Source organism: Kitasatospora indigofera (genome assembly GCF_014655955.1).
GTDB classification, from domain to species: Bacteria; Actinomycetota; Actinomycetes; order Streptomycetales; family Streptomycetaceae; genus Kitasatospora; species Kitasatospora indigofera.
On sequence record NZ_BNBO01000006.1, the window covers coordinates 162,387 to 185,117 of the forward strand.

Here is a 22,731-nt window from a genome sequence, read left to right on the forward strand (position 1 = left end):
CCCGCCCCTCCGGGCTACGGCGTCGGGCCGGGCGCCTCCGGGCGGGCCGGGGTGCGTCGGCCGGCGCGGAGCAGCACACCCACGGTGGTGGCCACGACCAGCAGGGCCAGGACGACGCCGCCGTTGCGGAGCAGGTCATGGGCGTCGGCCGGGGCGCTCCGGTAGAGGGGCGGGGCGACCATGACCGTCCAGGGCAGGACGGCCAGCGCGGTGCCGCCGGCCTGCAGCCGGTCGGTGTCCGGACTCGCGAGGCGGGCGAGGTGGACGAGGGCCGTCACCAACGCCGGCCAGGCGGTGGAGGCATCGAGCGGGACCTGGACGGAGGGCGGGAACACGACGTCGGCGTAGTCCTCGTGCCAGGTGCCCAGCCAGAGGACGGCGAGGCCGCTCATCGGCAGGGCGATGCCGATGGCGGAGGCCATCGTCCAGGAACGGCCCCGCGGTGACAGGTCGACGGCGTCGGGCGGTGCGATCAGCACCAGGACGCCCATGACGACCCAGAGCCGGAGCAGGTCCCCTTCCTGGGTGAACGCCGGACCGGGGTGGAACTGCGCCGCCACGGCGACGCCGGCCCGGGCCAGGACGGCCGTCAGGACGAGCGCCCGGGCCGGCGCCCAGCGGCGGACGGCGACGCACAGCAGGGCGAGGCTCCAGGGGACCGTCTGCGCGGCGCCCACCACCGTCCGGGCGAGGCCCGTGCCGGGGTGGGGGAGGAGGAGCCCGGTCAGCAGCTGGACCACGCTCAGGGCGGCCCCGCCGGCCAGCAGGAACGGTGCGGCCCCGGCGATGACCCGGCCCGCGGGGTCGCGCGAGCTGAGCCGGGTGCGCAGCCGCAGGGCGTGTGCGGCCAGGGCGGCCCACTCGCGCAGGGCGGTGCGCCGGTCGGCGTGCCGGACGGCCTCGGCGAGGACGGCGGTGATCTCCTCGCCGTGCGCGGCGCGGTACCCGGCCGGGTAGAGGCTGTTCAGGGGGAGCCGCCGGAGCAGCGCGGAGGCGGAGAGGCGGGTCCCGGTCATGCGCTGCCCGCGTTCGTCCGGAGCGCCGGCCGGACGCTGCCGAGGGCGAGCCGGCGCTCGGCCTCGGCCACGCCGGCGCGCAGCCGTTCGGTCTCCCCGGCCAGGGTCTGCCGGCCCTGCTCGGTCAGCGCGAAGCTGCGGCGCAGTCGCCCGGCCACCACCTCCTCGTGGTCGATCCGGACGAGTCCCTGCTGGAGCAGGCGGTCCAGCGCCGTGTAGAGGGTGCCGGTGAGCATCTTGGTCCGGCCCCCGGTGATCGTCAGGATCTCCTGGACGATCGCGTAGCCGTGCCGGGGCGCGTCGGCCAGTGCGGTGAGCACGAGCCGCGTGGGTTCCTGCAGTTGACGATGTGCCATGCCAGGACGATAGATCATTGAATTAGATATGTCGACCATTTAGCTATCGGGGTCGGGGAGGCCACGTCGAGCCGGCCGGGGGGCAGGGGCGGGCGTGATCAGGTGACGGGCGGTCATGAGCAGGTGGCGGGGGTGCGCGGCGGGGGCGGCAGGTGGCCGTGCCCGAGCCGCGTCGGCGCTCAGGACAGGCAGACGAACAGGAGGCGGAGCAGGCAGCCGTTCGGCGAGGCGGCGGGCGACGGGCCGGTGCGGACGGACGGGCCGGGGCTCGGCGCGCCGGGCCCGGTGGTGGTGGGTGCGGGCGGCCCCGGGGCGGGGGCGGACGGGGGCGCAGCCGGCTCGGCGCTCTTCGCGGCAGCCGAGGGGGCGGGCGGCCGCGGCGGGTCGGCGGGTGCGGCGCCGGGCTGCCGGACCGGCCCCTGGTGCGCCGGGCCGTCGGCGGTGGGGGCCCCGGCCGTGTCGGCGGGGCCGCCGGGCCGCGCGGCCGGACCGGGCGCCGCCGCGGGGGGTTCCAACCCGGCCCCGACACCCGTGCCGGCCAGGGGCTCCGCCACGAGCGCCTGTTGAGGCGGCACCGCACCTGGCCCCGGCCCCGGCGGCCGGCTCGCGATCGCGTCGCCGCCGATCGGCGCACTCAGGACGGACGAGCGGGGCGGTGCGGAGCCTGTGCCCGCACCGGTGACCACGAGCAGGACCACGGCCCCGATGCAGGTGGCCAGCAGGGCCGGCAGCAGGCCCGGCCCGTGCGGTGCGCGCCTCCCGGTACGCGCCGTCGTGACGGCCGGTCCCGGGAGGCCGAGCGGGCGGGGAAGGCCGGCCCGGACCGGCCGGGCGGGCGCGCGCGGTGGCAGCAGGCGGACCGTCACCATCCGGACGGGCTCCGGGACGGCGTCCGGCAGGGTGCTCGACGCGATCCCGCAACCCGGGCAGGAGACGGCACCGTTGACGTGGCGTCGGCATGTCGGGCAGTACTTCAAGGGACCCCTTCCACGTCCGGCGGGGCGCGGCTTCGACACCCCGGGGCGACCACCACGCTCGCAGAGGGACGGTGAAGTCCTTGCCGGCTCGGCGAAAGGGCCTGTCACCGGCGGTGCGGGTTGCTATCCTGCCGCGCTCCACCGACCGGCCCCGAGCGGGCGCGTCCGCGTGAGCGCGTTCGCGGGGGCGCCGGCGGTCCGGCGCCGCCGGTCGCCGGTGCGGGCGCAGGGGTGGTCAGCAGCCGGGGCCGATCGGTGCGGACGTCGTCAGGGCGAGCGCGGCGATCCGCAACTCGGCGGCCCACGTCCGCCGGTCTGTCTGCAAGGTGTAGTCGAGGCAGCACATGCACTGCGGGACCAGTCGTACGAACGACCGTTCCTCCGCGGTCCCGGCCTCCAGCTCCCACCAGTCGTCGGTCACCAGACCGGCGGGGTCGATCTCTCCGTCGAGGAATCGCAGCACCAGCCGGTGCAGCGCATGGCGCCGCGCCAGAGCCGGATCGGGCAACTCGGTCCCGGCCTCGGCGAGTGCCTGCTCGAAGAGGTCGCGGACGTCCCCGGCCGCCGCGTTGCGGGGCAGGCCGGCCAGCTCGCACAGCGCCGGGGTGTCCAGCCCGGCCGCGAGTGCCCCGGCGGCGATCATCGGCAGGTCCGCCGGGTCGATCTCGCCGGCCCGGTACCGGCACGCCACCTCACCGAGCGACGTCCGGCCGTCGTGCGCCGGGGCTGCCGGCTCCGGTGTCGTTCCTGCTGCTCCCATGACGCTCACCATGCCAGCACCGCGCTCAGGAGGGGCGCCCGGGGTGCTCGACCGACCGACCGCCGGACCGGCCGCCGCCGGGACCGGTGTCGCCGGAGCTGGTCCCGCCGGAGCTGGTCCCGGCGGCGGCAGTCCCGGTGGCGGTGTGTCCGAGGACCGCGGCGACGATCGTCGCCCAGTCGGCCCGCTCGACCCCGTGGCCTGCGTCCGGCAGGGCCAGCAGCTCCGCTCCGGGGATCCGTTCCGCCAGTACCTCGCCGTGGCGGAGCGGGAACATCGGATCGGCCGTTCCGTGGATCACCAGGGTGGGCACGGTGATCGAGGACAGGGGGGCGCGCGGGAGTCCGCCGTCCGGGAGGGAGTCGTGGTTGCGGGCCGCGGCGAAGTCGTGCGCGCGCGCGATGTCGCGGCCGATCAGACTGCGGGCGGCGGTCTCGTCGAACGGACGCCGGCCTCCCGCGAGCACCCGCGCGTAGGCCACCTGGTGGTCGATCACCGGGTCGGCCTCGGGGCGGTCGCCCGGCGGGGTCGAGACGAACCGGACGAACTCGGCTGTCGGCGGCGGCAGTTCGAGATCACCGGGTACGGCGGGGCTGGTGCTGATCAGGACGAGCGAACGGACGCGGCCGGCCTGACCGAGCGCGAGCAGCTGCGCCAGTGCCCCGCCGGCCGAGACGCCCACCACGTGCGCGGCCGGGATCTCGTAGGCGTCGAGCACCCGGACGGCGTCCCGGACGAGGTCCGCCGCGGTGTATCCGGGGCGCCCCGGCGGGTGGGTGACCGACCGGCCGGTGTCACGGTGGTCGTAGCGGATCACGAAGCGCCCGCCGTCGGCGAGCATCCGGCAGAAGCCGTCCTCCCACCAGAGCATCGAGGCACCCGTGCCCATGACGAGCAGGACGGGCGGGGCCGCCGGGTCGCCGAAGGGCTCGGTGCACAGCTCGACACCGTCCCGCTCCACCATGCGCTCGGCCATCGCCGGACCTCCTCTCCCGCTCCGGCACCTGTGGCCCCCGTCGGCGGCCGGCCGTTCCCCCGGCGGGCGAGGACGCCGGGCCCGCCGAGCAGGACGGCGACGGGGACGAGCAGCAGCGGCCGGGCCCCGGCGGCTCGTCCCCCGGCTTCAGCGGCGGGCGAGTTGGCGTTCGCCGTTCGCTCCCGGCGCGTACTCCAGCTTGTAGTGGGCGAACACCCCGGGCTCCTCCTCGGCGGTGAGGACCCCGTCCGTGCCGATCGAGGGCGCGTCCTTCACGACGGCCTTCCCGAACGCGACCTTGACGTAGCCGGGCCCGACGATCGCCCCGCCCAGCGGCACGAACACCAGGCGGTGCCGGGTCGGCAGGCCGACGGTGACGGTCGCGAACGACGGCGCGTCGGTGGACGTGTCCACGTACACCGACTCCAGGATCCCGATCTTCTTGCCGTCCTGGTCGACGACTTCTTGGTCACGCCACTCGCGGATGTCGGCGATCTGGATCATGCGCGGCCTCCGATCAACGGGCATTGCCTTCCATCCTGCGGCCACCTGTGCCTTTCCGGCCACCGAGCGATGCGGTGGCGGCCGCCGGTGCGGGGTGCCGGCCGGACCGTACGGGCCCGGCGCCGGGGCGACGTCCTCGGACCGGCCCTCCGCCCGCGGAACGCGCCTGCCCGGGGCCGCCGATCCCAAACAGCCGGGCCCGCCTGCCGGGCCCGCCCGGTACCGGGCACCAGGGCGCCGGCGCCCGGTCGGCAACCGGGCCCGCGACCCCTGGGGCGGGCCGTCCACGGGCCCCGGGCGAACCCTCGGCGCACCCGGAATCCACCCGGGAATCCACCCGGTGGCGCATCCGGCGGTGAATCCGGCGTCCCTCCCGGCGGCGGGTTCGGCAGCTGCCGAGAGACGATGGGGGTGGCGGACCGGACGGGTGAGGAGCGGCCCGCCCGCCACATCACCGGCCTGACGACGCGGGTACGCGGGAAAGGGGCGACGGATGAGTGCGGCGGCCGACGCGTCCGGGAACGGCCCGGGGGCGGCCAGGGTCTCCCTGTCCCCGCCCGGCGGGCTGCTGGACGTGCTGGGCGTCGCCGCGGTGGTGCTGGACGCGCAGGGGCGGATCACGCTGTGGAGCCCGCAGGCCGAGGAGCTGTTCGGCTGGACCGCCGAGGAGGCGCTCGGCCGGCACGCGGCGAAGCTGATGGTCGCCGAGGAGGACGTCGCCCTGGTCATCGAGCTGTTCGCCCGGGTGATGAGCGGCGGTGGCAGCTGGGCCGGAGTCTTTCCCGTCCGGCACAAGGACGGCCGCACCAAGCCGGTGGAGTTCCGCAACATGCGCCTGCTCGACGAGCACGGCGGCTCCTTCGCGTTGATGGTCGGCGCCGACCAGGCCGTCCTGGGCAGCGTCGAACGGGACGTCGCCCTGTCGACCCGGCTGGTCGCCCAGTCCCCGATCGGGTTCGCCGTCGTGGACACCGACCTGCGGTACGTGCTGGTCAACCCGGCCCTGGAGCGGATCAACGGCCTCCCCGCCGAGCAGGTCATCGGCCGGGGCGTCCGCGAGGCGATGCCGTTCCTGGACGCTGGCGCCATCGAGGCTGCCATGCGCGAGGTGCTGACCAGCGGCGAGCCCCTGCTGAACGTGCAAACCGTCGGCCGTACCCCCGCCGACCCCGGGACGGACCACGCCTGGTCGGGCTCGTTCTACCGGCTGGAGGACGGCACCGGGCGGGTGCTCGGCGTGGCCGTCACGGTCGTGGACGTCACCGACCGGTTCCGGGCGGCCACCGAGGCCGCCGCGGCCCGGCGCCGGCTCGCGGTGATCGCGGACGCCTCCGTCCGGATCGGCACCACCCTCGACCTGGAGCGCACCGCCCGCGAACTGGCGGACCTCGTCGTCCCCGAGCTGGCCGACGTGGCCGCGGTGGACGTCCTGGACGCCGCCCTGGGCGGCCGTCCCAGCACGGAGGTCCCGAGCGGACCGGCGAACTTCCGGGCGCTCGCCGTCACGGCGGCCCACGCCGGGGAGGCGCTCGGCGCCGCCGACCCCGTCGGGGAACTGGCCAGGTACGAGGCCGACCGCCTGGTCACCCGGTGCGTGACCACCGGCCGGCCGATCCTCGTCGCCCGGGTCGGGGAGCAGGACCTGCGCCACATCGCCAGGGACCCGGACGCCGCGGCCCAGCTCGCCAGGGCCGGTCTGCACTCCTACCTGGCGGTGCCGCTGATCGCCCGCGGCGAGGTCCTCGGCGCGCTGGACCTCAAGCGCACCCACAACCCGCTGCCCTTCGACGAGGACGACCTGGCGCTGGCCGTCGAGCTGGCCGGCCGCGCCGCGGTGTCCATCGACAACGCCCGCTGGTACCAGAGCGAACGCGGCGCGGCCCTCGCCCTCCAGCGCCACCTGCTCCCGCAGGTCCCGCCGCGGCTGGCCGGACTGGAGATCGCCTACCGCTACCAGCCGGCCCAGGCGACCCAGGAGGTCGGCGGCGACTGGTTCGACGCCATCCCCGGCGAGGCGGACACCTCCGTCCTGGTGATCGGGGACGTCATGGGCAGCGGCATCAAGGCGGCGGCCGCGATGGGACAGCTGCGCACGGCCGCCCGCACCCTCGCCGACCTCGCCCTCGACCCCAGCCAGGTGATGCGGCACCTGGACCGCATCACCGAGGGGCTGGGCGAATCCATGGCCACCTGCCTCTACGCGGTGCACGACCCGCGCCGCGCCCGGTGCCGCCTCTGCAACGCCGGCCACCTGCCGCCCGTCCTGGTGCCACGGCACGGCAGCCCGCGCCTGATCGACCTGCCCACCGGGGCGCCGCTCGGCGTCGGCGGGGTCCCGTTCGAGGCCAGGGACCTCGGCCTGACCACCGGAGACCTGCTGGTGCTGTACACGGACGGCCTCGTCGAGACCCGGGACCAGCCCATCGACGCCCGCCTCGACCTGCTCCTTCAGCTGCTCGACGACCCGCTGCGCTCCCTGGACGACACCTGCGGCCGCCTCCTCGGCGCCCTGCGCCGGCCGGACGACCACGACGACGTCGCCCTGCTGGTCGCCCGGGTGCTGCCCCATCCGTCCGGCGCACCGCCCGGCACACCGCCCGGCCCGCCGGGCCGACCGGTCCGGCCCCCGGCGTGATCCGGCGCCGCGGACGCCGGGGCCCGGGCACCGCGCGGGTGGCCGCGGCGCCCGGGGGAGGGGTCAGCCCCGCGGGGTGAGGGTGACCTGGTCGACGGTCCAGAAGGCGCTGTTGGTACCGGTGTAACGGAACGTCAGCCGGGCCGTGGTGGCGCCCGCCGGGACGTTGACGGTGACGGACTCGAAGGTGTTGGTGTCCGCCCGGTAGGACTTCACCAACTGCGGGGCGCCGCCGTCGAAGGAGATGTGGACGTCACCGGTCTGCGGGCCGTCCACCCGGTAGTCGGTGGCGTAGCCGACGACCGCGGTGGCGGCACCGCCCACCTGGTAGACCGGGCTGACCAGGGTGGAGTCGAACGGGCCGGCGCCGTGCGCGGCGTCGTCCCACTCGTCGGAGTCGGCCACCGCGAAGACGTCGCGGGACCGGACGTTGGTCTCCCGGCCCTGGCCGCGTTCGGCGGCCGTCCAGAACTCGTCGGTGGCGAACGACCAGCCGCGCCACTCGGTGACGCCGCCGGTGGGCATCGCCGAGTTGTCGATGCTCCAGCCCGCGGGCGGGGTGTGGGTGAAGCCGGTGAGGCCGGCGTCGATGCCGGTCTCGTCGACCCGGGTCTGCAGCGAGCCGCGCAGCGGGTCGAAGGCGTCGGGGGCCAGGCCGGTGATCGGGGTGCCGTCCAGGTTCCAGGCCGGGTTGACCGCGACGCCCTCGTGCTGGAGCACGGTCGGGGCGATGTCCACCACCTTCACGTCCCGCCGGATCGAGCCGGGGGCGTACCCGGCGCCGTCGGCCACCACGAAGGTCTGCCGTTCGGACGCGGAGTTGCCGCCGTGGCCGCCCGCGTCGGTGTGGCCGTGGTCGGTCGTGACCAGGATCAGCCAGTCCTCCGAGGCGTACGCCGGACGGGACTTGACGGCGTCCACCACCTGCCCGACCAGGGTGTCCACGCTGTGGATGGCGGCCAGGTACTGCGAACTGGCCCCGCCGTAGCCGTGCCCGGCCTCGTCGACCTGGTCGAAGTGCAGGAAGGTGGCGTCGGGGTTGCCGTGGGCGAGGTAGTCGGCCGCGTCGGCGGCCGTCCTGTTGTCGTTCTCGCTCTCGGCGATCCGCAGGTCGGCCCCGCCGTTGAAGATGGTGTCGGCGACCGGGTTCCAGGAGGCGACGACCAGGGTGGAGGTCGCCGAGGAGGCGGTCTCCAGCCGCTTGCCCAGGCTGGGGTAGGTGTTGAAGCGCGAGCCGGCGAAGGTGTTCTCCTTCACGCCGTGCTTGTCCGGCCACACGCCGGTGGCGATGGTCGACCAGCCCGGTCCGGACACGGTGGGGGAGAGCGGGTCGGCGTAGAGGCTGCTCGGGGCGGTGAGGCCGGCCGCCATCAGTGCCTTGATCCGGGGCGCGTCCGCGAGCAGCAGCTTGTCGTACCTGGTGCCGTCGATGCCGATCACCAGGGTCTTCGCGGTCTTGGTGCCGTTCGGGAGGTTCTTGTAGGTGCCGGGCTTGGGCGCGGCCTGGGCCGGGCCGGCGGCCAGGGCCAGCGGGACGGTCGCGGCGGTGGCGGTGAGTACCGCGAGGAGCGTGCGAACGGACCGGGACATCTGCACAGGGGTCTCCTGAGGAGGCGATGGGGGAGGGATCGGGGGTACGTCCGGTACGGCCGGCCGGCGCCGGTGAGGAGCCGGCCGCCTCGGCCGCCGGAGGGCGGCGGCCTGCGGTCCCGCCGCGGGTTGCCGGGCCACTCCCTCTTCTGCGCAAGGGAGATGACTGGCTGTCAGGGAGTTTTGCAGCCCGGCGCCGCGGCGGCCTTGGCCGGACCGGATGACCGGTGGAGCCGCCGGTGGGTAGCCGGGTGCGGTGCCGTGAGGATGTCCGCGCCGGCGGCGTGGGGACGTCCGGCGTCGGTGGAGTCGGGCAGGGGGTCTCCGGGGGCGGGCCGACGGCAGCCGTCCTCCGGCGGGCGCAAGTCTTCACCGCCCGCGGCGTCAAGTTCCAGACCAGTTGTCGAATCGTTACCTTTGGAAAAGCGGTATATGCGGACATTCCTCGGCATATGGAGTGGTGAAACAACCACAGTTCAACGCGATGGCACAGAATCGCGCATCGCGGGGGGACCGTGGGCGGCCGTCTCCGGCGGGGTGGATTCGGGGCCGGGAGCGGCCGGCCGCTGCGCGCCCTTCGTGGGTCACGGGTCCGTTCGTCGGTGGTGGCGAGGGTGGCCGTGCGGGCGGGAACGGGCTCTGTCGGCGTCGCGCGAATACCCGGCTTCGGACGGCGCGTCGAGGTCCGGTGGGTGAAATTCTGCGAACCGGTGGCCCCGGGGCGAATTCGCGCGGGTGAAATGAGCGTGAACGTGTGTGGCGATCACTGCGCGGCGGCCCCGGGGTGCTGCGGCCGAGTGGCCCGGTGGGGCCGCCGCCGGCCTCCTCCCCGCCGGTGCTGTGCCGGACTCGCCGCCGGCTGGGCGGCGGGCGGATGCCCCGGGGTGGGCGCCTTCGCCGGAGTCGGGGCGGGGTGCCGAACTCCCCGGGATGTCGGCGGGGTTGGTCCCGTCCTCGACTCCGTCCCGGTCGAGCGGTCGACCCCGCTCTCTGCTTGCACATGCTCTAATCTGCCCACTAGCATGCACAATCAAGCAGAGTCGGCCCGTCTGGAGGGCACTCGGCCCGCCGTGCCCGAGGTGCCCGTGGGGACTCCCCGCCGGGTGGCCGTACGATGCGGGGGAAGCCGAGACATCGCGGAGCGTCGTCCCACGCCCGTTCGTTCTCCACCGGCTTCCGATCCCGTCCGACAGCGATCGGGAATTCCCCTCGCCGTACACGTGCGCTGCACGATCGAGCGCGCTCCGCCGGGGGCGGGGGCTTTTCCTGCCGCGTCATGAAATGCGTCCACTCCCGGAATCAGCTGTTCTGCCGGCGCGGGCCCGTTCCCCGGTCCGCGTCGCCTTCCCGCACATCCCTTTCCACCTCCCTGAGGACCAGCGCGGTGCCGCTCCCTGCCCCACGACACATGCGGCTCCGTCGACAAGAAGGAGTCATCGATGCGGTTGTTTCGCCGGCGAGGCCGTGACCTCGCCGTTCTGGGCGCCGTCGCCCTGGCGACGTCGCTGTTGTCGGGCACGACGGCGGTGACGGCCGCTCGTGCGGTGCCGGCCCTGCCGGCGATCGTGCCCCAGCCGGTCTCCGAATCGGCCGTCACCGGCAGTGGGTTCACCCTGGCCGCCGGGACGCAGGTCGACGTGCTCTCCACCGACCCGGCCGCGGTCGGCGTCGGCACCTACCTGGCCGGGATCCTGGCGCCCGCGACCGGGTTCACCCTCCCGGTGGTCAGCTCCACCCAGCCGGCGGGCAACGCGGTCGTGCTGGACCCGAACGGCCCGTCCACGCTCGGGGCGGAGGGCTACACCCTCACCTCCAACAGCGGGGGCGTCACCGTGACGGCGCACGGCGCCGAGGGCCTTTTCCGGGGGGTCCAGACCCTGCGCCAACTGCTGCCGGCCGCCGTCGAGTCGCCCGCGGTGAAGCCGGGGCCGTGGACGGTCTCGCCCGTGCAGATCTCCGACTCGCCCCGGTACTCCTACCGCGGCGCGATGCTCGACGTCGCGCGCCGCTTCTACCCCGTGGCGCAGGTGAAGCGCTTCGTCGACCAGGCCGCCGCGTACAAGATCAACACGCTCCACCTGCACCTCACCGACGACCAGGGCTGGCGGATCGCGATCGGCGCGCTGCCGAACCTGACCACGGTGGGCGCGAGCACCCAGAGCGGCTTCACCGGCGGCACCTCCTGGTACTACACGGCGGCCGAGTACCAGGACCTGGTGGCGTACGCCAAGTCGCGGTTCATGACGGTCGTCCCGGAGATCGACGGTCCGGGCCACACCAGTGCGGCGCTGGCCTCCGTCGCCAACCTGAACTGCAACAACCAGGCCGGCGCGCCCTACTCGGGCTTCGCGGTGGGCATCAGCCTGTACTGCCTGAGCGACGCGCAGCACGTCACCAACGTGGGCACCTTCCTCAGTACCGTGATCAGCACGGTGGCGGCGCTCACCCCCGGCCCGTACATCCACGTCGGCGGTGACGAGACCCCGCAGGCCACGGCCGCGCAGTACGCCTCCTACGTGTCCGCGGCCGCCTCGGCGACCACGGCGCAGGGCAAGAAGGTCATCGGCTGGCACCAGCTCGGCCAGGGCACCCTCCCGGCGAACAGCCTGCTCCAGTTCTGGGGCGACGCCGACGACCGTGCCACCGTGGGCAGTTCGCAGGAGTCCGCGAGCATCCAGCAGGTCCGTGCGGGCGTGGCGCAGGGCGCCGGCTTCATCATGTCCCCCTCGGACCACGCCTACCTGGACATGAAGTACGACTCCAGCACTCCCTACGGCCTGTCCTGGGAGGGCTACGTCACGGTCCAGAAGGCCTACGACTGGGACCCGACCACGGTCACGGCCAAGACCAACGGCAATTCGCCGGTGGTCCCGGCCGGCCAGATCGCCGGTGTGGAGGCCGCGTTGTGGGCGGACCGCGCCTACGCGGGCAGCACCAGCCTGCCGACCTCGACCAGCCAGTTCCCCGAACCGTCCGTCTACACGGACCAGATGAGCTTCCCCCGGCTGCCGGCCATCGCCGAGATCGGCTGGTCGCCGCAGTCCACCCATGACTGGACGGCCTTCAGCCAGCGCCTCGCCGCGCAGGGCCCGCGCTGGACGGCGGCGGGCGTCAACTACTACGCCGCCCCGGGCGTCCCCTGGCCGACCGGTGGTTCCGGCGGCCTGAACGGCGTGCACACCGTCACCACCGGTGGCCAGGCCCTGGACGACCCGGGCAGCTCCAGCAGCAACGGCCTCCAGCTGGACACCTGGGCGCTGCACGGCGGCAGCAACCAGAAGTGGACCTTCACCCAGCAGGCGGACGGGTCCTACACGCTGGTCAACGGCGCGTCCGGGCTCTGCCTCGACGTGAACGGCGGCTCGATGTCCGCCGGGGCGGCCGTGATCCAGTACACCTGCGGCGGCGGCCTCAACCAGCGCTGGCAGGCCGTGGCACTGGCCGGCGGCGGCTACACCCTGGCCTCGGCCAAGAGCGGGCTGCTGCTGACCACCGCCTCGACCGCCAACGGCGCCCTGGTGACCCAGCAGGCCGACACCAACTCGGCCCTGCAGCACTGGACGATCACCTGAGGTGACCTGCGCCCGGCCGGTGCCGTCCATGCCGGTGCCGTCCATGCCGGTGCCGGCCCGGCCGGGGCCGCCCCCACGGGGCAGGGCCACCTCGCCGGCCGGGCGGGCGCCCGCCGTCCTGCCCCGGGCGGGCGCGGGTGCGCCCGCCCGGCCCGCCACGCGGCCGCATGTATGACGGAGCATCAGCTGATGCTCCGTCATACATGCATGCCCAAAGGCGTGCTGGCCGTCCGAAGGGATTGGCGAGGTGCATCGGCCCGGCCTCCCCGGGGTGCATCCGACGGGCCGGACAAGGTCACGGAACGATAACCGGTCTGATCCAAAGTTAACAGCCCCGTCACCATCTGCTTGCCTGCCATACATCTTCCGGACCAACTCTGTTCCCCGTGAGAATCATCATTGTTGGAGCAGGCGTCCTGGGCAGCATGCATGCCTGGCACGCGGTCGGACGCGGCCACGAGGTCGTCCACATCGAACGCGAACCCGAGGCCCGAGGCGCCTCGGTACGCAACTTCGGCCTGGTCTGGGTCGGCGGCCGGGCGGGCGGGGAGGAGCTGGCGACCGCGCTGCGGGCCCGCGAGCTGTGGGAGGAGATCGGCGCCCGCGTCCCCGCGCTGGGCTTCCGCGGCAACGGGTCGCTGACCGTCGTCCGCACCGAGGCCGAACTCGCCGTCGCCGAACAGGCCCTGAAGCTCCCCGACGCCGAGGCCCGCGGGCTGCGGCTGCTGGACGCCGAGGAGACCCGGGCCGCCAACCCCGCCCTGCGCGGCCGGCTGCTCGGCGCCCTGTGGTGCGGCCGCGACGGCGCGGTCGAACCCAGGGTCGCCCAGCCCGCCCTCCGGGCCGAGCTGGAGCGCTCCGGCCGCTACACCTTCCTGCCCGGGCGGGAGGTGCGCGAAGTCACCGCGGGCAGCGGCGTCCGCGACGACCACGGCGACCTGCACACCGGCGACCTGGTGATCCTCTGCACCGGCGCCTGGCTCGGCGGACTGGTCCGCGAGCTGGCCCCCGACCTGCCGGTCCGCCGGGTGCGCCTGCAGATGATGCAGACCGACCCGCTCGGCGAGCGGCTGACCACCTCCGTCGCCGACGGCGACAGCTTCCGCTACTACCCCGCCTACGCCGGCGGCGCCCTGGACACCCTCGCCGCCGTCCAGCCGCAGGCGCCCGCCGCCGCCGAGCACAAGATGCAGCTGCTGATGGTGCAGCGCGCCGACGGGGGACTGACCATCGGCGACACCCACGAGTACGAGCAGCCCTTCGGCTTCGACGTGGTGGAGGAGCCCTACGAGCACCTCGCCACCGTCGCCGAGGACCTGCTCGGCCGCCCGCTGCCCCGGATCCGCCACCGCTGGGCGGGCGTCTACGCCCAGTGCACCGACACCACCCGGGTCGTCCACCGCAGGCCGGTCGGTGACGGCGTCTGGCTGGTCACCGGCCCCGGCGGACGCGGCATGACCTGCTCCCCGGCCATCGCCGAGACCACCGCCGACATCCTCGGCCTCTGAAACAGCACAGGAGCTCAACCATGCACGACATACGACTCGCGGTCCTCGACATGGCCGGCACCACCGTCGCCGACGACGGCCTGGTGGAGCAGGCCTTCGAACAGGCCGCCGCCGGCCAGGGCGTGGCGGCGGGCGGCGCCGAGCACGAGCGCATGCTCGCCCACGTCCGGGCCACCATGGGCGAAAGCAAGATCACCGTGTTCCGCCACCTCTTCGGCGACGAAGACCGTGCCCAGGCCGCCAACCGGGCCTTCGAGACCGCCTACCACGACCTGGTCGACGACGGCCGCTGCCGGGCGCTGCCCGGCGCCGCCGAAACCGTGGCCGAGCTGCGCGGAGCCGGCATCAAGGTCGCCCTGACCACCGGCTTCTCCCGGGTCACCCAGGACCGCATCCTCGCCGCCCTCGGCTGGCAGGACCTCGCGGACCTCACCCTCTGCCCCGCCGACGCCGGGCGCGGCCGCCCCCACCCCGACATGGTGCTCACCGCCCTGCTGCGCACCGGGACGGACGCCGTCCAGCAGGTCGCGGTCGTCGGCGACACCGGGTACGACATGCTCACCGGCCGCCACGCCGGGGCCGGCGTCGTCGCGGGCGTCCTCACCGGCGCCCACCGCGAGGACCGGCTGCTCGCCGGCGGCGCCACCCACCTGCTGCCCTCGATCGCCGGGCTGCCCGCCCTCCTGCTCGCCCGGGGGGAGCGATGACCGCCGTCGGCGCGAGCCCCGCCCTCACCCCGGCGCCCCCGGCCGCCCCCGCCCCGGACGCCGGCGCGGCCACCCGCTCCGGCCTGCGGTTCCAGGACGTCACGGTCGCCTACCACGGCACCACCGTGCTCGACGGCTTCACCCTGGAGGTGGCCCCGGGCGAGGTGGTGGCGCTGCTCGGCCCCAGCGGATCCGGCAAGACCACCGCCCTGCGCACCGCCGCCGGCTTCACCACGCCGCTGCGCGGCCGGGTGCACATCGGCGGCCGCGACGTCACCGACCTGCCACCGTACCGGCGCGGCATCGGCATGGTGGTGCAGCAGTACGCCCTCTTCCCCCATCTGCGGGTCGAGCAGAACGTGGCCTTCGGTCTGAAGGCGCACCGGACGCCCCGGGCGGAGATCCCCGGCCGGGTGGCCCGTGCCCTGGAGATGACCGGGATGGGCGGCTACGCCCGCCGGTACCCGCGCGAGCTCTCCGGCGGCCAGCAGCAGCGGGTCGCCATCGCCCGGGCACTGGCCATCCGGCCGGACGTCCTGCTGCTCGACGAACCGCTCTCCGCGCTCGACGCGCAACTGCGCTCCGGGATGCTCGCCGAACTGGCCCGGCTGCACCGCGAACTGCCGCACGTCTCCATCCTCTACGTGACCCACGACCAGCTGGAGGCGCTCACCCTGGCGGACCGGATCGCGGTGATGAAGGACGCCCGGCTGGTGGACTGCGACACCCCGCGCCGCCTCTACCGGCGGCCCGGCGACACCTTCACCGCCGCCTTCGTCGGCCAGGCCAACCTGCTGCCGGTGGCCGTCGAGTGGCACGACGGCAGCGTCTCGCTGGCCGGCGCCGCGCTGCGCGGAGCCCCGGCCGCCGGCCTGGCCCCGGGCGACGAAGCCGTGCTCTGCATCCGCCCGCACCTGGTGCGGCTCGGCGCCGTGGGGGGCCGGAACGCGCTGGCCGGCACCGTCGCCGACATCCAGTGGCGCGGCGCCGGCCACCGGCTGCTGGTCGACCTGGACACCGGCCCCCGCCTCACCGCCGACCTCGGCGAGCTGCGCGTCCCGCCCCTACCCGGCGAGCGGGTGACCCTCTGCTTCGACCCCGAGGACGCCGTGGTGCTCCCCGCCGCCGGAGAGGACGGCGCGGATGGCTAGCGTCCTGTCCGAGGCACCCGTCCGGGCACCCGCGCCGGCCGTCGTCCGGCCGGGCCGGCGCCCGCGGTCCGTCCCCGGCTGGGTGTGGGCCCTGCCGCCGCTGGCCGGACTCGGCCTGGTCTTCCTCTACCCCCTGGTGCTGGTCGGCTGGCAGTCCGTCTCGCCCGACACCGGCGGGCACTCGCTGGCGGCCTGGTCGGACGTGCTCGGCTCGACCGCGTTCCACCGGGCGCTGCGGACCACCGTGTGGGTCGCGGCCGGCTCCACCGTCGGCTGCCTGCTGCTGGGCTTCTACCTGGCCTGGGTGATCGCCTTCGTGCCCTTCCCCGGCGCCCGGCTGGCCGGGCGGTTCATCGACCTCTTCGTCGCCCTGCCGTCGTTCCTGATCACCCTGTCGCTCGCCTTCATCTACGGCAGCGCGGGCATCGCCAACGGCGCCTGGACCGGGCTCACCGGCAGTCACCACACCCTCTTCGCCTTCCTCACCACGCCCTGGGGCGTCCTGCTGGCCGAGATCACCTACTTCACCCCCTTCGTGATGCGGCCGCTGCTCGCCGCCTTCTCCCAGGTCGACACCGCGCAGATCGAGACGGCCGCCTCCCTGGGCGCCCGGCCCGGGCGGATCGTCCGTCAGGTGATCCTGCCCGAGGTGCTGCCCGCCCTGGCGGCCGGCGGAAGCCTGGTGCTGGTGATGTCCCTCAACCAGTTCGGCATCGTGCTCTTCACCGGCGCCAAGGACGTCACCACCCTCACCCTGCTGGTCTACAGCCGGGCGGTGCTGGAGTCCGACTACCCCGCCGCCTGCGTGATCGCGGTCGTCAACGTCGTCCTCTCGGTCGCGCTCCACTCGCTCTACCGGCTCTGCCTGCCCCGGGCCGGCAAGGAAGGAGGCAACCGTGCTGGTGCATAGCCGGGCCGCCCGCCTCGCCCACTGGACGCTGTTCCTGCTGCTGGTGGTGCCGGTCTTCGCGCTGCCCCTGCTGATGGTGGTCGGTGCCTCCTTCGCCGACCGGTGGGACGGCGCCCTGCCGTCCGCCTTCACCGCCGCCCACTACGCCGACCTCGGCCGCGGCCAGTCGCTGGACGCCCTGGTCACCAGCCTCAGCACCGCCCTGGTCGCCGGCCTCGCCGCACTGACCGTCGGCGGCTGGGCCGCCCTCGCCGCCCGAGGCAGCGGCCGCCGGCTGCGGCACCTGCTGGACGGGCTGTTCATGCTGCCGCTGGCGGTGCCCTCGGTGGTCGTGGGCCTGGCCCTGCTGGTCGCGTTCTCCAAGCCGCCGCTGCTGCTCAACGGCACCACCACCATCGTCCTCCTGGCGCACACCGTGCTGGTCACCTCCTTCGCCTACCAGTCGGTGCGGGCAGCGATCGGCCGTCTCGACCCGGCGCTGGAACAGAGCGCGGCCGGCCTCGGGGCCCCGCCCGCGCAGGTGCTCCGGCGCGTCACCCTGCCGCTGCTGCTGCCCTCGCTGACCGCCGCCTTCGGCCTCTGCTTCGCCCTGTCCATGGGCGAGTTGAGCGCCACCATGATGCTCTACCCGCCGGACTGGCTGCCGCTGCCGGTGCGCATCTTCGCCGCCACCGACCGCGGGGCCCTGTTCACCGGCGCGGCGCTGGCCGTGGCCCTGATCGCCAGCACCCTGGTGGTCCTGGCCGCCACCGCGCGGCTGCGCACCCGGGCCTCGTACCGCTGAGCCGCGGCCCCGCCACCGATCTCCCCGTTCCCGTCCGGTGCCCGGTCGCCGGACGCCTCCAGAAATGACACCCCGCCATGAACGCACGTCCCAGACCGCTCACCGCCGCGCTCACCGTCCTCGCCCTCGGCGGGTCGCTCGCCGCCTGCTCCGGGTCCTCCGCGCAGTCCGGCGGCGACGCCAAGGAGATCACCGTCTACAGCGCCGACGGCCTCAAGGCCGAGGACGGCAAGGGCTTCTACGACCAGGCCTTCCAGGACTTCACCGCCGCCACCGGCATCAAGGTGAACTACGTGGAGGGCGGCTCGGGCGAGATGGTCCAGCGCCTGCTCCGCGAGAAGTCCAACACCAAGGCCGACCTGGTCGTGACGCTGCCGCCGTTCATCCAGTCCGCGGCGAGCCAGGGCCTGTTGGAGAACTACCGCCCGGCCGGCTCGGACAAGGTCGCCGACGGCGACAAGGACCCGGCCGGGGCATGGACGTCCGTGGTGAAGAACTACCTGTGCTTCATCTACAACAGCAAGGAGCTCGACACGCCGCCGAAGACCTGGGACGACCTGCTGGACGGCAGGTACCGGAACAAGCTGCAGTACTCCACCCCTGGGGTGGCCGGCGACGGCACCGCCGTGCTGATCAAGGCCATGCACGACTTCGGCGGCATCCAGGGCGCCACCGACTTCCTGGGGCGGCTGCAGAAGAACAACGTCGGGCCGTCCTCCTCCACCGGCCAGCTCGCCCCCAAGGTCGAGAAGGGTGAACTGCTGGTCGCCAACGGCGATGTGCAGATGAACTTCGCCAACCGCCCGGCCATGCCCCACCAGGCCATCTGGTTCCCGGCGGCGAAGGACGGCCGGCCCAGTACCTTCTCCCTGCCCTACGCCGCGGGCCTGGTGAAGAACGGGCCGCACCAGGAGAACGCCAAGAAGCTGCTGGACCATCTGCTCACCCAGGAGGTCCAGCAGCAGGCCACCACCCTCGCCGGCGGCTTCCCCGCCCGTACCGACGTCACCCCCGGCGGGGAGAACGCCGCCGGGCTGAGCCGGCTGCTGGACGGGGTGGAGCTGTTCACGCCGGACTGGAACGACATCGACGCCAACCTGAAGTCCTACGTGGGCGCCTGGAAGCAGGCCACCGGCAGCTGACCCCGGACCAAGCGGCCGGGCGAGGCGTTCCGCCCGGGCTGTCGGAGCCTCCCCGGCTCCCCGGCCCGGGCGGGGTCGGTGCCCGGCCTTCGCCCCACCCCCACCGGGGTTCGCCGAGGAGGTGGAGTGCTCATTCCTGCTGGTGCGCCGGGAGCGGCCGGAGGTCCTGCCGCAGTGCCTCGCGGGCCCGGGACAGCGCCACCACTCCCGCCGTGAGCTGCTCGACGGACGGCGCGCCGCTCACACCCAGTTCGGCCCGCAGCGCCTCCCGGAGCAGGTGCACCGCATCGGAGAGGGGCCCCGCGAACCACCGCTTCGCCCGGACGAGTTCCGCGTCCCCGGGCAGGTGGGGCCCGGCCCCGGAGGCGTCCGGCGGCAGGTTCCGGATGAGGTGGTACCCCGCGCCCAGGCACTGGTTGACCTCGCCGGCCACGGCGAGGGCAGTGCTGCCCAGGATCATCTGGGCCTGCGCGTACTGGTCGTAGTACGCCTGGCGCGCGGCATCCAGGGCGTCGGCGGTCACCGCCTCCCCGCGCCTGAGGGCGAGCACCGTGTCCCTGCCCGCGCTGCGGTAGGCGCGACCGGTCGCGTTCAGAGCGGCGTAGAGTTCGCGCTTGGTCTGGACGGCCCGGTCCTCCCGGTCCTGCTCCCGCTCGCGTGCCGCACGGCGGTTCTGCTCCGCGACCTCTGCCCGGCGGGCCCGTTGGGCGAGCGCCGTCGCGCCGATGGTGCCACCGACCCCGACCAACGCCACCGCGAGCGTGGTCACATCCGATCCCGACAGCATCCTTGTTCCTTCCCTCTCGTGACGACCCGAGAACGCCGGGTCGCAGGCTACCGCGAGCCCGGGCAACGGCAGGACACCCCGCGCGCAGGCGCCGGAGCGGGGCCGGCGCGCCGACTCCGCTGCCCGGCCCGGGCCGTCGGCGGCCGCTCAGCAGCCGGTCGAGCTCTTGGGTGCGACGAGGGTGGCGTCGATCACCCGGTCCGCGTTCACGGTGACCTTGGAGGCTCCGTGGTCGCGGTCCACCCCGAGCCGGGACTTGAAGCTGAGGGAGTCCGGGAGTTCCGCGTCCTTCACGGCCTCGCCGAGGTGGAGGACGGTGAGGGTGCCCTTGCAGTACTCCGGGAAGGGCGGTGCGCTGTTCGCGACGGATCCGGGGCCCGGTGTGAGCGCCAGGGGAGTGGTGCCGATCAGCGAGTAGGTGAACAGCGAGGTCGAGTCGTCCGGCGTCGCGCCGGGGTCGCCCTGGCCGGGGAAGGTGGGAATGGTTGGTGCGGGCCGCCAGGTGGGCGTCCACGAACCGCCCGGGGTGGGCCGCCCGGCGCTGCTCCCGTCCAGTGTCACCCAGAACTGCGTGACGCTGACCTGCGGGACCTGGCAGGGGCGGTGCTCGAAGGCGGGCTCGTAGTAGACGCCGTCGTAGTCGGTGTACAGGCCGGTGCGGCTCGCCCCGTTGCTGTTCGGGAGGGTCTTGAGGTAGTCGCGCAGCTGCTTCTGGGTGTACGCCGAGGTGTCGGTGCAGGCGGCGACCGGCGTGGGTGTGGGTGTGGGCGTGGGGACGGATGTCGGGGTCGCGGCCGTGGTCACCGCCGGGCCGGGCGCCGCCTCCGCGGACCCGTGCCCCGAGTCGCCGGAGCAGCCGGCGAGTGCCAGCAGCAGCGCCCCCGCTCCGGTCACGGCTGTGCCGGCGCGCCGCCGAGACGTCCACGTCATGCCAACTCCCCAATTCCCGTCCAAGGATGCCTGACGCATCGTCGTCCCGATCATCGCAGACCCGCCGCGTCCGGGCTCGGGTTCGGCCGAGGAACTCCTGCGCGCGAAAGGGAGTTTGATCACATCGGGGGCGGTGGGCCGCTCGGGCACCCGGACGGGCCCTGCCGGCACGGGGCCCGCGTGTCCGCCACGGCGGCGGGCTCGGCGACCCCGGCATCGCCCTCCGCCGGGCAGGCGCCGCCGGTCGCGGCCGCCGCCCGCCCGGCGGAAAAGCCGGTGATCGGCCCGGCGGCGAGCGGCAGAATGACGCCATGACTGAGTCCGATCCCAAGGTTGTCCTCCGCCTCTACCTGCAGTTCGCCCGCGACGCCCTGCTCTGGAAGCTCGAAGGGCTCTCGGAGTACGACATCCGCCGCCCGCTGACGCCGACCGGCACCAACCTCCTCGGCCTGGTCAAGCACGCCACCGGGGCGGAACTCGGCTACTTCGGCGCCACCTTCGGACGCCCCGCCGCCGGGCCGCAGCTCTCGGCCGCGGCGGACGCCGAGCCCAACGCGGACATGTGGGCCACCGCCGAGGAGTCGCGTGCGCAGATCGTCGAGGGGTACCGGCGGGCGTGGGAACACGCGGACGCGACCTTCGACGCGCTGGAGCTGGACGCGGTCGGCACGGTCCCCTGGTGGCCGGCCGGGCAGGACGACGTCACCCTGTTCCACGCCCTGGTCCGGGTGATCGGCGACACCCACCGGCACGCCGGCCATGCCGACATCGTGCGCGAACTCATCGACGGCTCCGCCGGGATGAGCGAGAACAACATCGGCCTGGCGTCCGGGGACCGGGCCTGGTGGGAGAACTACCGGGACCGGCTGGAGCAGGCGGCCAAGGAGGCCGGCGGGCGCGGGTAGCGCCCGTGCCGCCGCCCTCCGGCCGTGACCGGACGGAGGGCGGCGACGGCATCGGCCCGGTCCGCGCGCCCGCGCGGCCGGGCGGTGCGTCAGGTGGTGATGGTGGCGACGGGTTCGAGCCCGTACGTCCGGGCGTAGCCGTTCTCGGTGCCGACGAGGAGGTCGACGACCTCGAAGTAGCGGTCCCAGAAGGGGGTTTCGCGCAGGGCGTCGATGAGGAGCTGGTAGGCCTGGTGGTCCTCGGCCTCCCACATCCAGACGTCCGTGACGCGCGCGGAGTAGAACTCCGTGTCGAAGAAGCGTGACCGGACGCCGGTGGTCCTGGCCTCGATGGCCGGCAGCACCTCGGTGGTGAAGGCGTCCACGCGTTGCCGGACGGTCAGGGCGAGCCATTCGGGCGTGGTCTTGACCAGCATGAAGGCCGTGACCGGCGGCGCGGTCGGGTCGGTCGGCATCGGGGTGACTCCAAAGCGGGGTGGTGGGTCCTGGGGCGCCGGGCTCCCGGCGGGCGCCGGAGCCGGGTGCGTGGCCTCAGGAGAGGACGGCGGGCTTGAGGGTCCGGGCGCACCACTGCTCGAAGCTGGTCGGGGAGCCGGTGTCCGGGGTGCGGGTGACGCCGGCGTCGAGGCCCTCGTCCTTGGCCCGCTTCATGTCGACGATGCCCTGGACGAATTCCGCGTTGAGGCCGTGTCCGACGAGGGTGCTGTACATCTCGTCGAGCGGCCGGCGTTCGTAGCGGACGGGGCGGCCGAGCTGTTCGGTCATGATGCGGGCCAGGTCGTTGGGGGAGAGGTCCTGCGGCCCGAGGACCGGGATGTCGGCGGTGCCGGTCCAGGAGCGGTCGAGCAGCAGGCGGGCGGCGGCGGCCGCGACGTCGGCGACGGCGACCAAGGGGGCCCGGCGGTCGGGCTCGACGACGTCGGTGAAGACGCCCTGCTCGCGGATCGGGCCGGCCTCCTCCAGCAGGTTCTCGAAGAAGGACGGGTTGGCCAGGGCCCGGTAGGCCACGCCCGCGCCGGCGATGAGGTCGTCCATGGCGAGGGAGGCGGTGACGAGGCCGGCCCGGCCGGCGAGCGGGGTGCCGCGGCCGAGCGCGGAGACGCCGACGACATGGCCGACGCCATGGGTGGCGAGCGCCCGGACGGCGGGGCGGGTGAACCCGGTCCAGGCGTCCCGCGGAGCCAGGGAGGCGTCCGGGGGGACGAGCCAGAAGACGGCGTCCGCGCCCGCGAAGGCCCGGTCGAGCACCGCGGGGTCGCCGTGCGAGCCGGTGACCACCTCGACGCGGCCGCGCGCCGTGTCCGGCAGCCGGGCCGGATCGCGCACGATCACCCGCAGTTCCTCGCCCGCGGCGGGGGCGGACCCCAGCAGCAGGGAGAGCAGGTGGCGGCCGATGTTCCCGGTGGGAGCAGTAATGACGATCATGAAAACCTCTTGGGTCGTGCCGGTTCGGTACGTCCCTCATCCTGCTGAGGGCATCCGTGATGCCACAATGGGAACTTCGGCACGGAATTATTGACT

General features: G+C 74.3%; 20 protein-coding genes. 9 read left to right on the forward strand and 11 right to left on the reverse strand.

Going from position 1 to position 22,731, the window contains the following annotated elements:
• Window positions 1-14: 14 nt before the first annotated feature.
• From IE329_RS08590 to IE329_RS08615, 6 genes are all read right to left on the reverse strand, one after another.
• Window positions 15-1,016 (reverse strand): hypothetical protein, encoded by a 1,002-nt coding sequence (locus IE329_RS08590; protein WP_190210222.1) that lies wholly within the window; start codon window positions 1,014-1,016, stop codon window positions 15-17.
• On the reverse strand, window positions 1,013-1,372 hold the full coding sequence (locus tag IE329_RS08595; RefSeq protein WP_190210223.1) for a PadR family transcriptional regulator: 360 nt from the start codon (window positions 1,370-1,372) through the stop codon (window positions 1,013-1,015). The genes IE329_RS08590 and IE329_RS08595 overlap by 4 nt, the downstream gene beginning before the upstream one ends.
• 179 nt (window positions 1,373-1,551) lie before the next feature.
• Window positions 1,552-1,926: a hypothetical protein gene (locus tag IE329_RS08600; RefSeq protein WP_190210224.1), complete on the reverse strand. Its 375-nt coding sequence runs from the start codon at window positions 1,924-1,926 to the stop codon at window positions 1,552-1,554.
• 658 nt (window positions 1,927-2,584) lie between these two features.
• Window positions 2,585-3,109, reverse strand: coding sequence for a hypothetical protein (locus IE329_RS08605; RefSeq protein WP_190210225.1), 525 nt, complete (start codon window positions 3,107-3,109; stop codon window positions 2,585-2,587).
• 25 nt (window positions 3,110-3,134) lie between these two features.
• A complete protein-coding gene (locus IE329_RS08610; RefSeq protein ID WP_190210226.1) occupies window positions 3,135-4,085 on the reverse strand; it encodes an alpha/beta fold hydrolase in 951 nt (316 codons plus the stop codon).
• A 147-nt stretch (window positions 4,086-4,232) separates the two neighbouring features.
• A complete protein-coding gene (locus IE329_RS08615) occupies window positions 4,233-4,589 on the reverse strand; it encodes a PRC-barrel domain-containing protein (protein WP_190210227.1) in 357 nt (118 codons plus the stop codon).
• 493 nt (window positions 4,590-5,082) lie between these two features.
• On the opposite strand from IE329_RS08615, the gene IE329_RS08620 reads away from it, so the two are divergent.
• Window positions 5,083-7,224, forward strand: coding sequence for a SpoIIE family protein phosphatase (locus IE329_RS08620; RefSeq protein ID WP_190210228.1), 2,142 nt, complete (start codon window positions 5,083-5,085; stop codon window positions 7,222-7,224).
• A gap of 63 nt (window positions 7,225-7,287) precedes the next feature.
• On the opposite strand, the gene IE329_RS08625 is transcribed toward IE329_RS08620, so the two are convergent.
• On the reverse strand, window positions 7,288-8,814 hold the full coding sequence (locus IE329_RS08625; protein WP_190210229.1) for an alkaline phosphatase family protein: 1,527 nt from the start codon (window positions 8,812-8,814) through the stop codon (window positions 7,288-7,290).
• Window positions 8,815-10,253: 1,439 nt separating this feature from the next.
• Between IE329_RS08625 and IE329_RS08630 the strand changes: the two genes are divergently transcribed.
• The 7 genes from IE329_RS08630 (at window position 10,254) to IE329_RS08660 (ending at window position 18,588) form a co-directional block, all read left to right on the forward strand.
• Window positions 10,254-12,386: a family 20 glycosylhydrolase gene (locus tag IE329_RS08630; protein ID WP_190210230.1), complete on the forward strand. Its 2,133-nt coding sequence runs from the start codon at window positions 10,254-10,256 to the stop codon at window positions 12,384-12,386.
• Between the two features lie 386 nt (window positions 12,387-12,772).
• On the forward strand, window positions 12,773-13,894 hold the full coding sequence (locus IE329_RS08635) for a TIGR03364 family FAD-dependent oxidoreductase (RefSeq protein ID WP_190210231.1): 1,122 nt from the start codon (window positions 12,773-12,775) through the stop codon (window positions 13,892-13,894).
• 20 nt (window positions 13,895-13,914) lie between these two features.
• Window positions 13,915-14,601: a phosphonatase-like hydrolase gene (locus tag IE329_RS08640; RefSeq protein WP_190210232.1), complete on the forward strand. Its 687-nt coding sequence runs from the start codon at window positions 13,915-13,917 to the stop codon at window positions 14,599-14,601.
• Window positions 14,598-15,752, forward strand: a complete 1,155-nt coding sequence (locus IE329_RS08645; RefSeq protein WP_190210233.1) for an ABC transporter ATP-binding protein — start codon at window positions 14,598-14,600, stop codon at window positions 15,750-15,752. The genes IE329_RS08640 and IE329_RS08645 overlap by 4 nt, the downstream gene beginning before the upstream one ends.
• Window positions 15,745-16,662 (forward strand): 2-aminoethylphosphonate ABC transporter permease subunit, encoded by a 918-nt coding sequence (locus IE329_RS08650; protein ID WP_190210234.1) that lies wholly within the window; start codon window positions 15,745-15,747, stop codon window positions 16,660-16,662. Before IE329_RS08645 ends, IE329_RS08650 begins: the two co-directional genes overlap by 8 nt.
• Window positions 16,649-17,446 (forward strand): ABC transporter permease, encoded by a 798-nt coding sequence (locus IE329_RS08655; RefSeq protein WP_190210235.1) that lies wholly within the window; start codon window positions 16,649-16,651, stop codon window positions 17,444-17,446. Before IE329_RS08650 ends, IE329_RS08655 begins: the two co-directional genes overlap by 14 nt.
• A gap of 77 nt (window positions 17,447-17,523) precedes the next feature.
• A complete protein-coding gene (locus IE329_RS08660; protein ID WP_190210236.1) occupies window positions 17,524-18,588 on the forward strand; it encodes a 2-aminoethylphosphonate ABC transporter substrate-binding protein in 1,065 nt (354 codons plus the stop codon).
• Between the two features lie 130 nt (window positions 18,589-18,718).
• Here the strand turns inward: IE329_RS08660 and IE329_RS08665 are convergent, their stop codons facing one another.
• Together IE329_RS08665 and IE329_RS08670 are read right to left on the reverse strand one after the other, a co-directional pair.
• Complete coding sequence (locus IE329_RS08665) at window positions 18,719-19,375, reverse strand: hypothetical protein (protein WP_190210237.1); 657 nt, start codon at window positions 19,373-19,375, stop codon at window positions 18,719-18,721.
• A gap of 147 nt (window positions 19,376-19,522) precedes the next feature.
• On the reverse strand, window positions 19,523-20,305 hold the full coding sequence (locus IE329_RS08670) for a hypothetical protein (RefSeq protein ID WP_190210238.1): 783 nt from the start codon (window positions 20,303-20,305) through the stop codon (window positions 19,523-19,525).
• A 311-nt stretch (window positions 20,306-20,616) separates the two neighbouring features.
• Here IE329_RS08670 and IE329_RS08675 point away from each other — a divergent pair, with 311 nt between their 5' ends.
• Window positions 20,617-21,210, forward strand: a complete 594-nt coding sequence (locus IE329_RS08675; protein ID WP_190210239.1) for a DinB family protein — start codon at window positions 20,617-20,619, stop codon at window positions 21,208-21,210.
• An 89-nt stretch (window positions 21,211-21,299) separates the two neighbouring features.
• On the opposite strand, the gene IE329_RS08680 is transcribed toward IE329_RS08675, so the two are convergent.
• Both IE329_RS08680 and IE329_RS08685 read right to left on the reverse strand, forming a co-directional pair.
• Window positions 21,300-21,665 (reverse strand): darcynin family protein, encoded by a 366-nt coding sequence (locus IE329_RS08680; RefSeq protein WP_190210240.1) that lies wholly within the window; start codon window positions 21,663-21,665, stop codon window positions 21,300-21,302.
• Window positions 21,666-21,741: 76 nt separating this feature from the next.
• Window positions 21,742-22,635, reverse strand: a complete 894-nt coding sequence (locus tag IE329_RS08685; protein ID WP_190210241.1) for an NAD(P)H-binding protein — start codon at window positions 22,633-22,635, stop codon at window positions 21,742-21,744.
• Window positions 22,636-22,731: the final 96 nt, after the last annotated feature.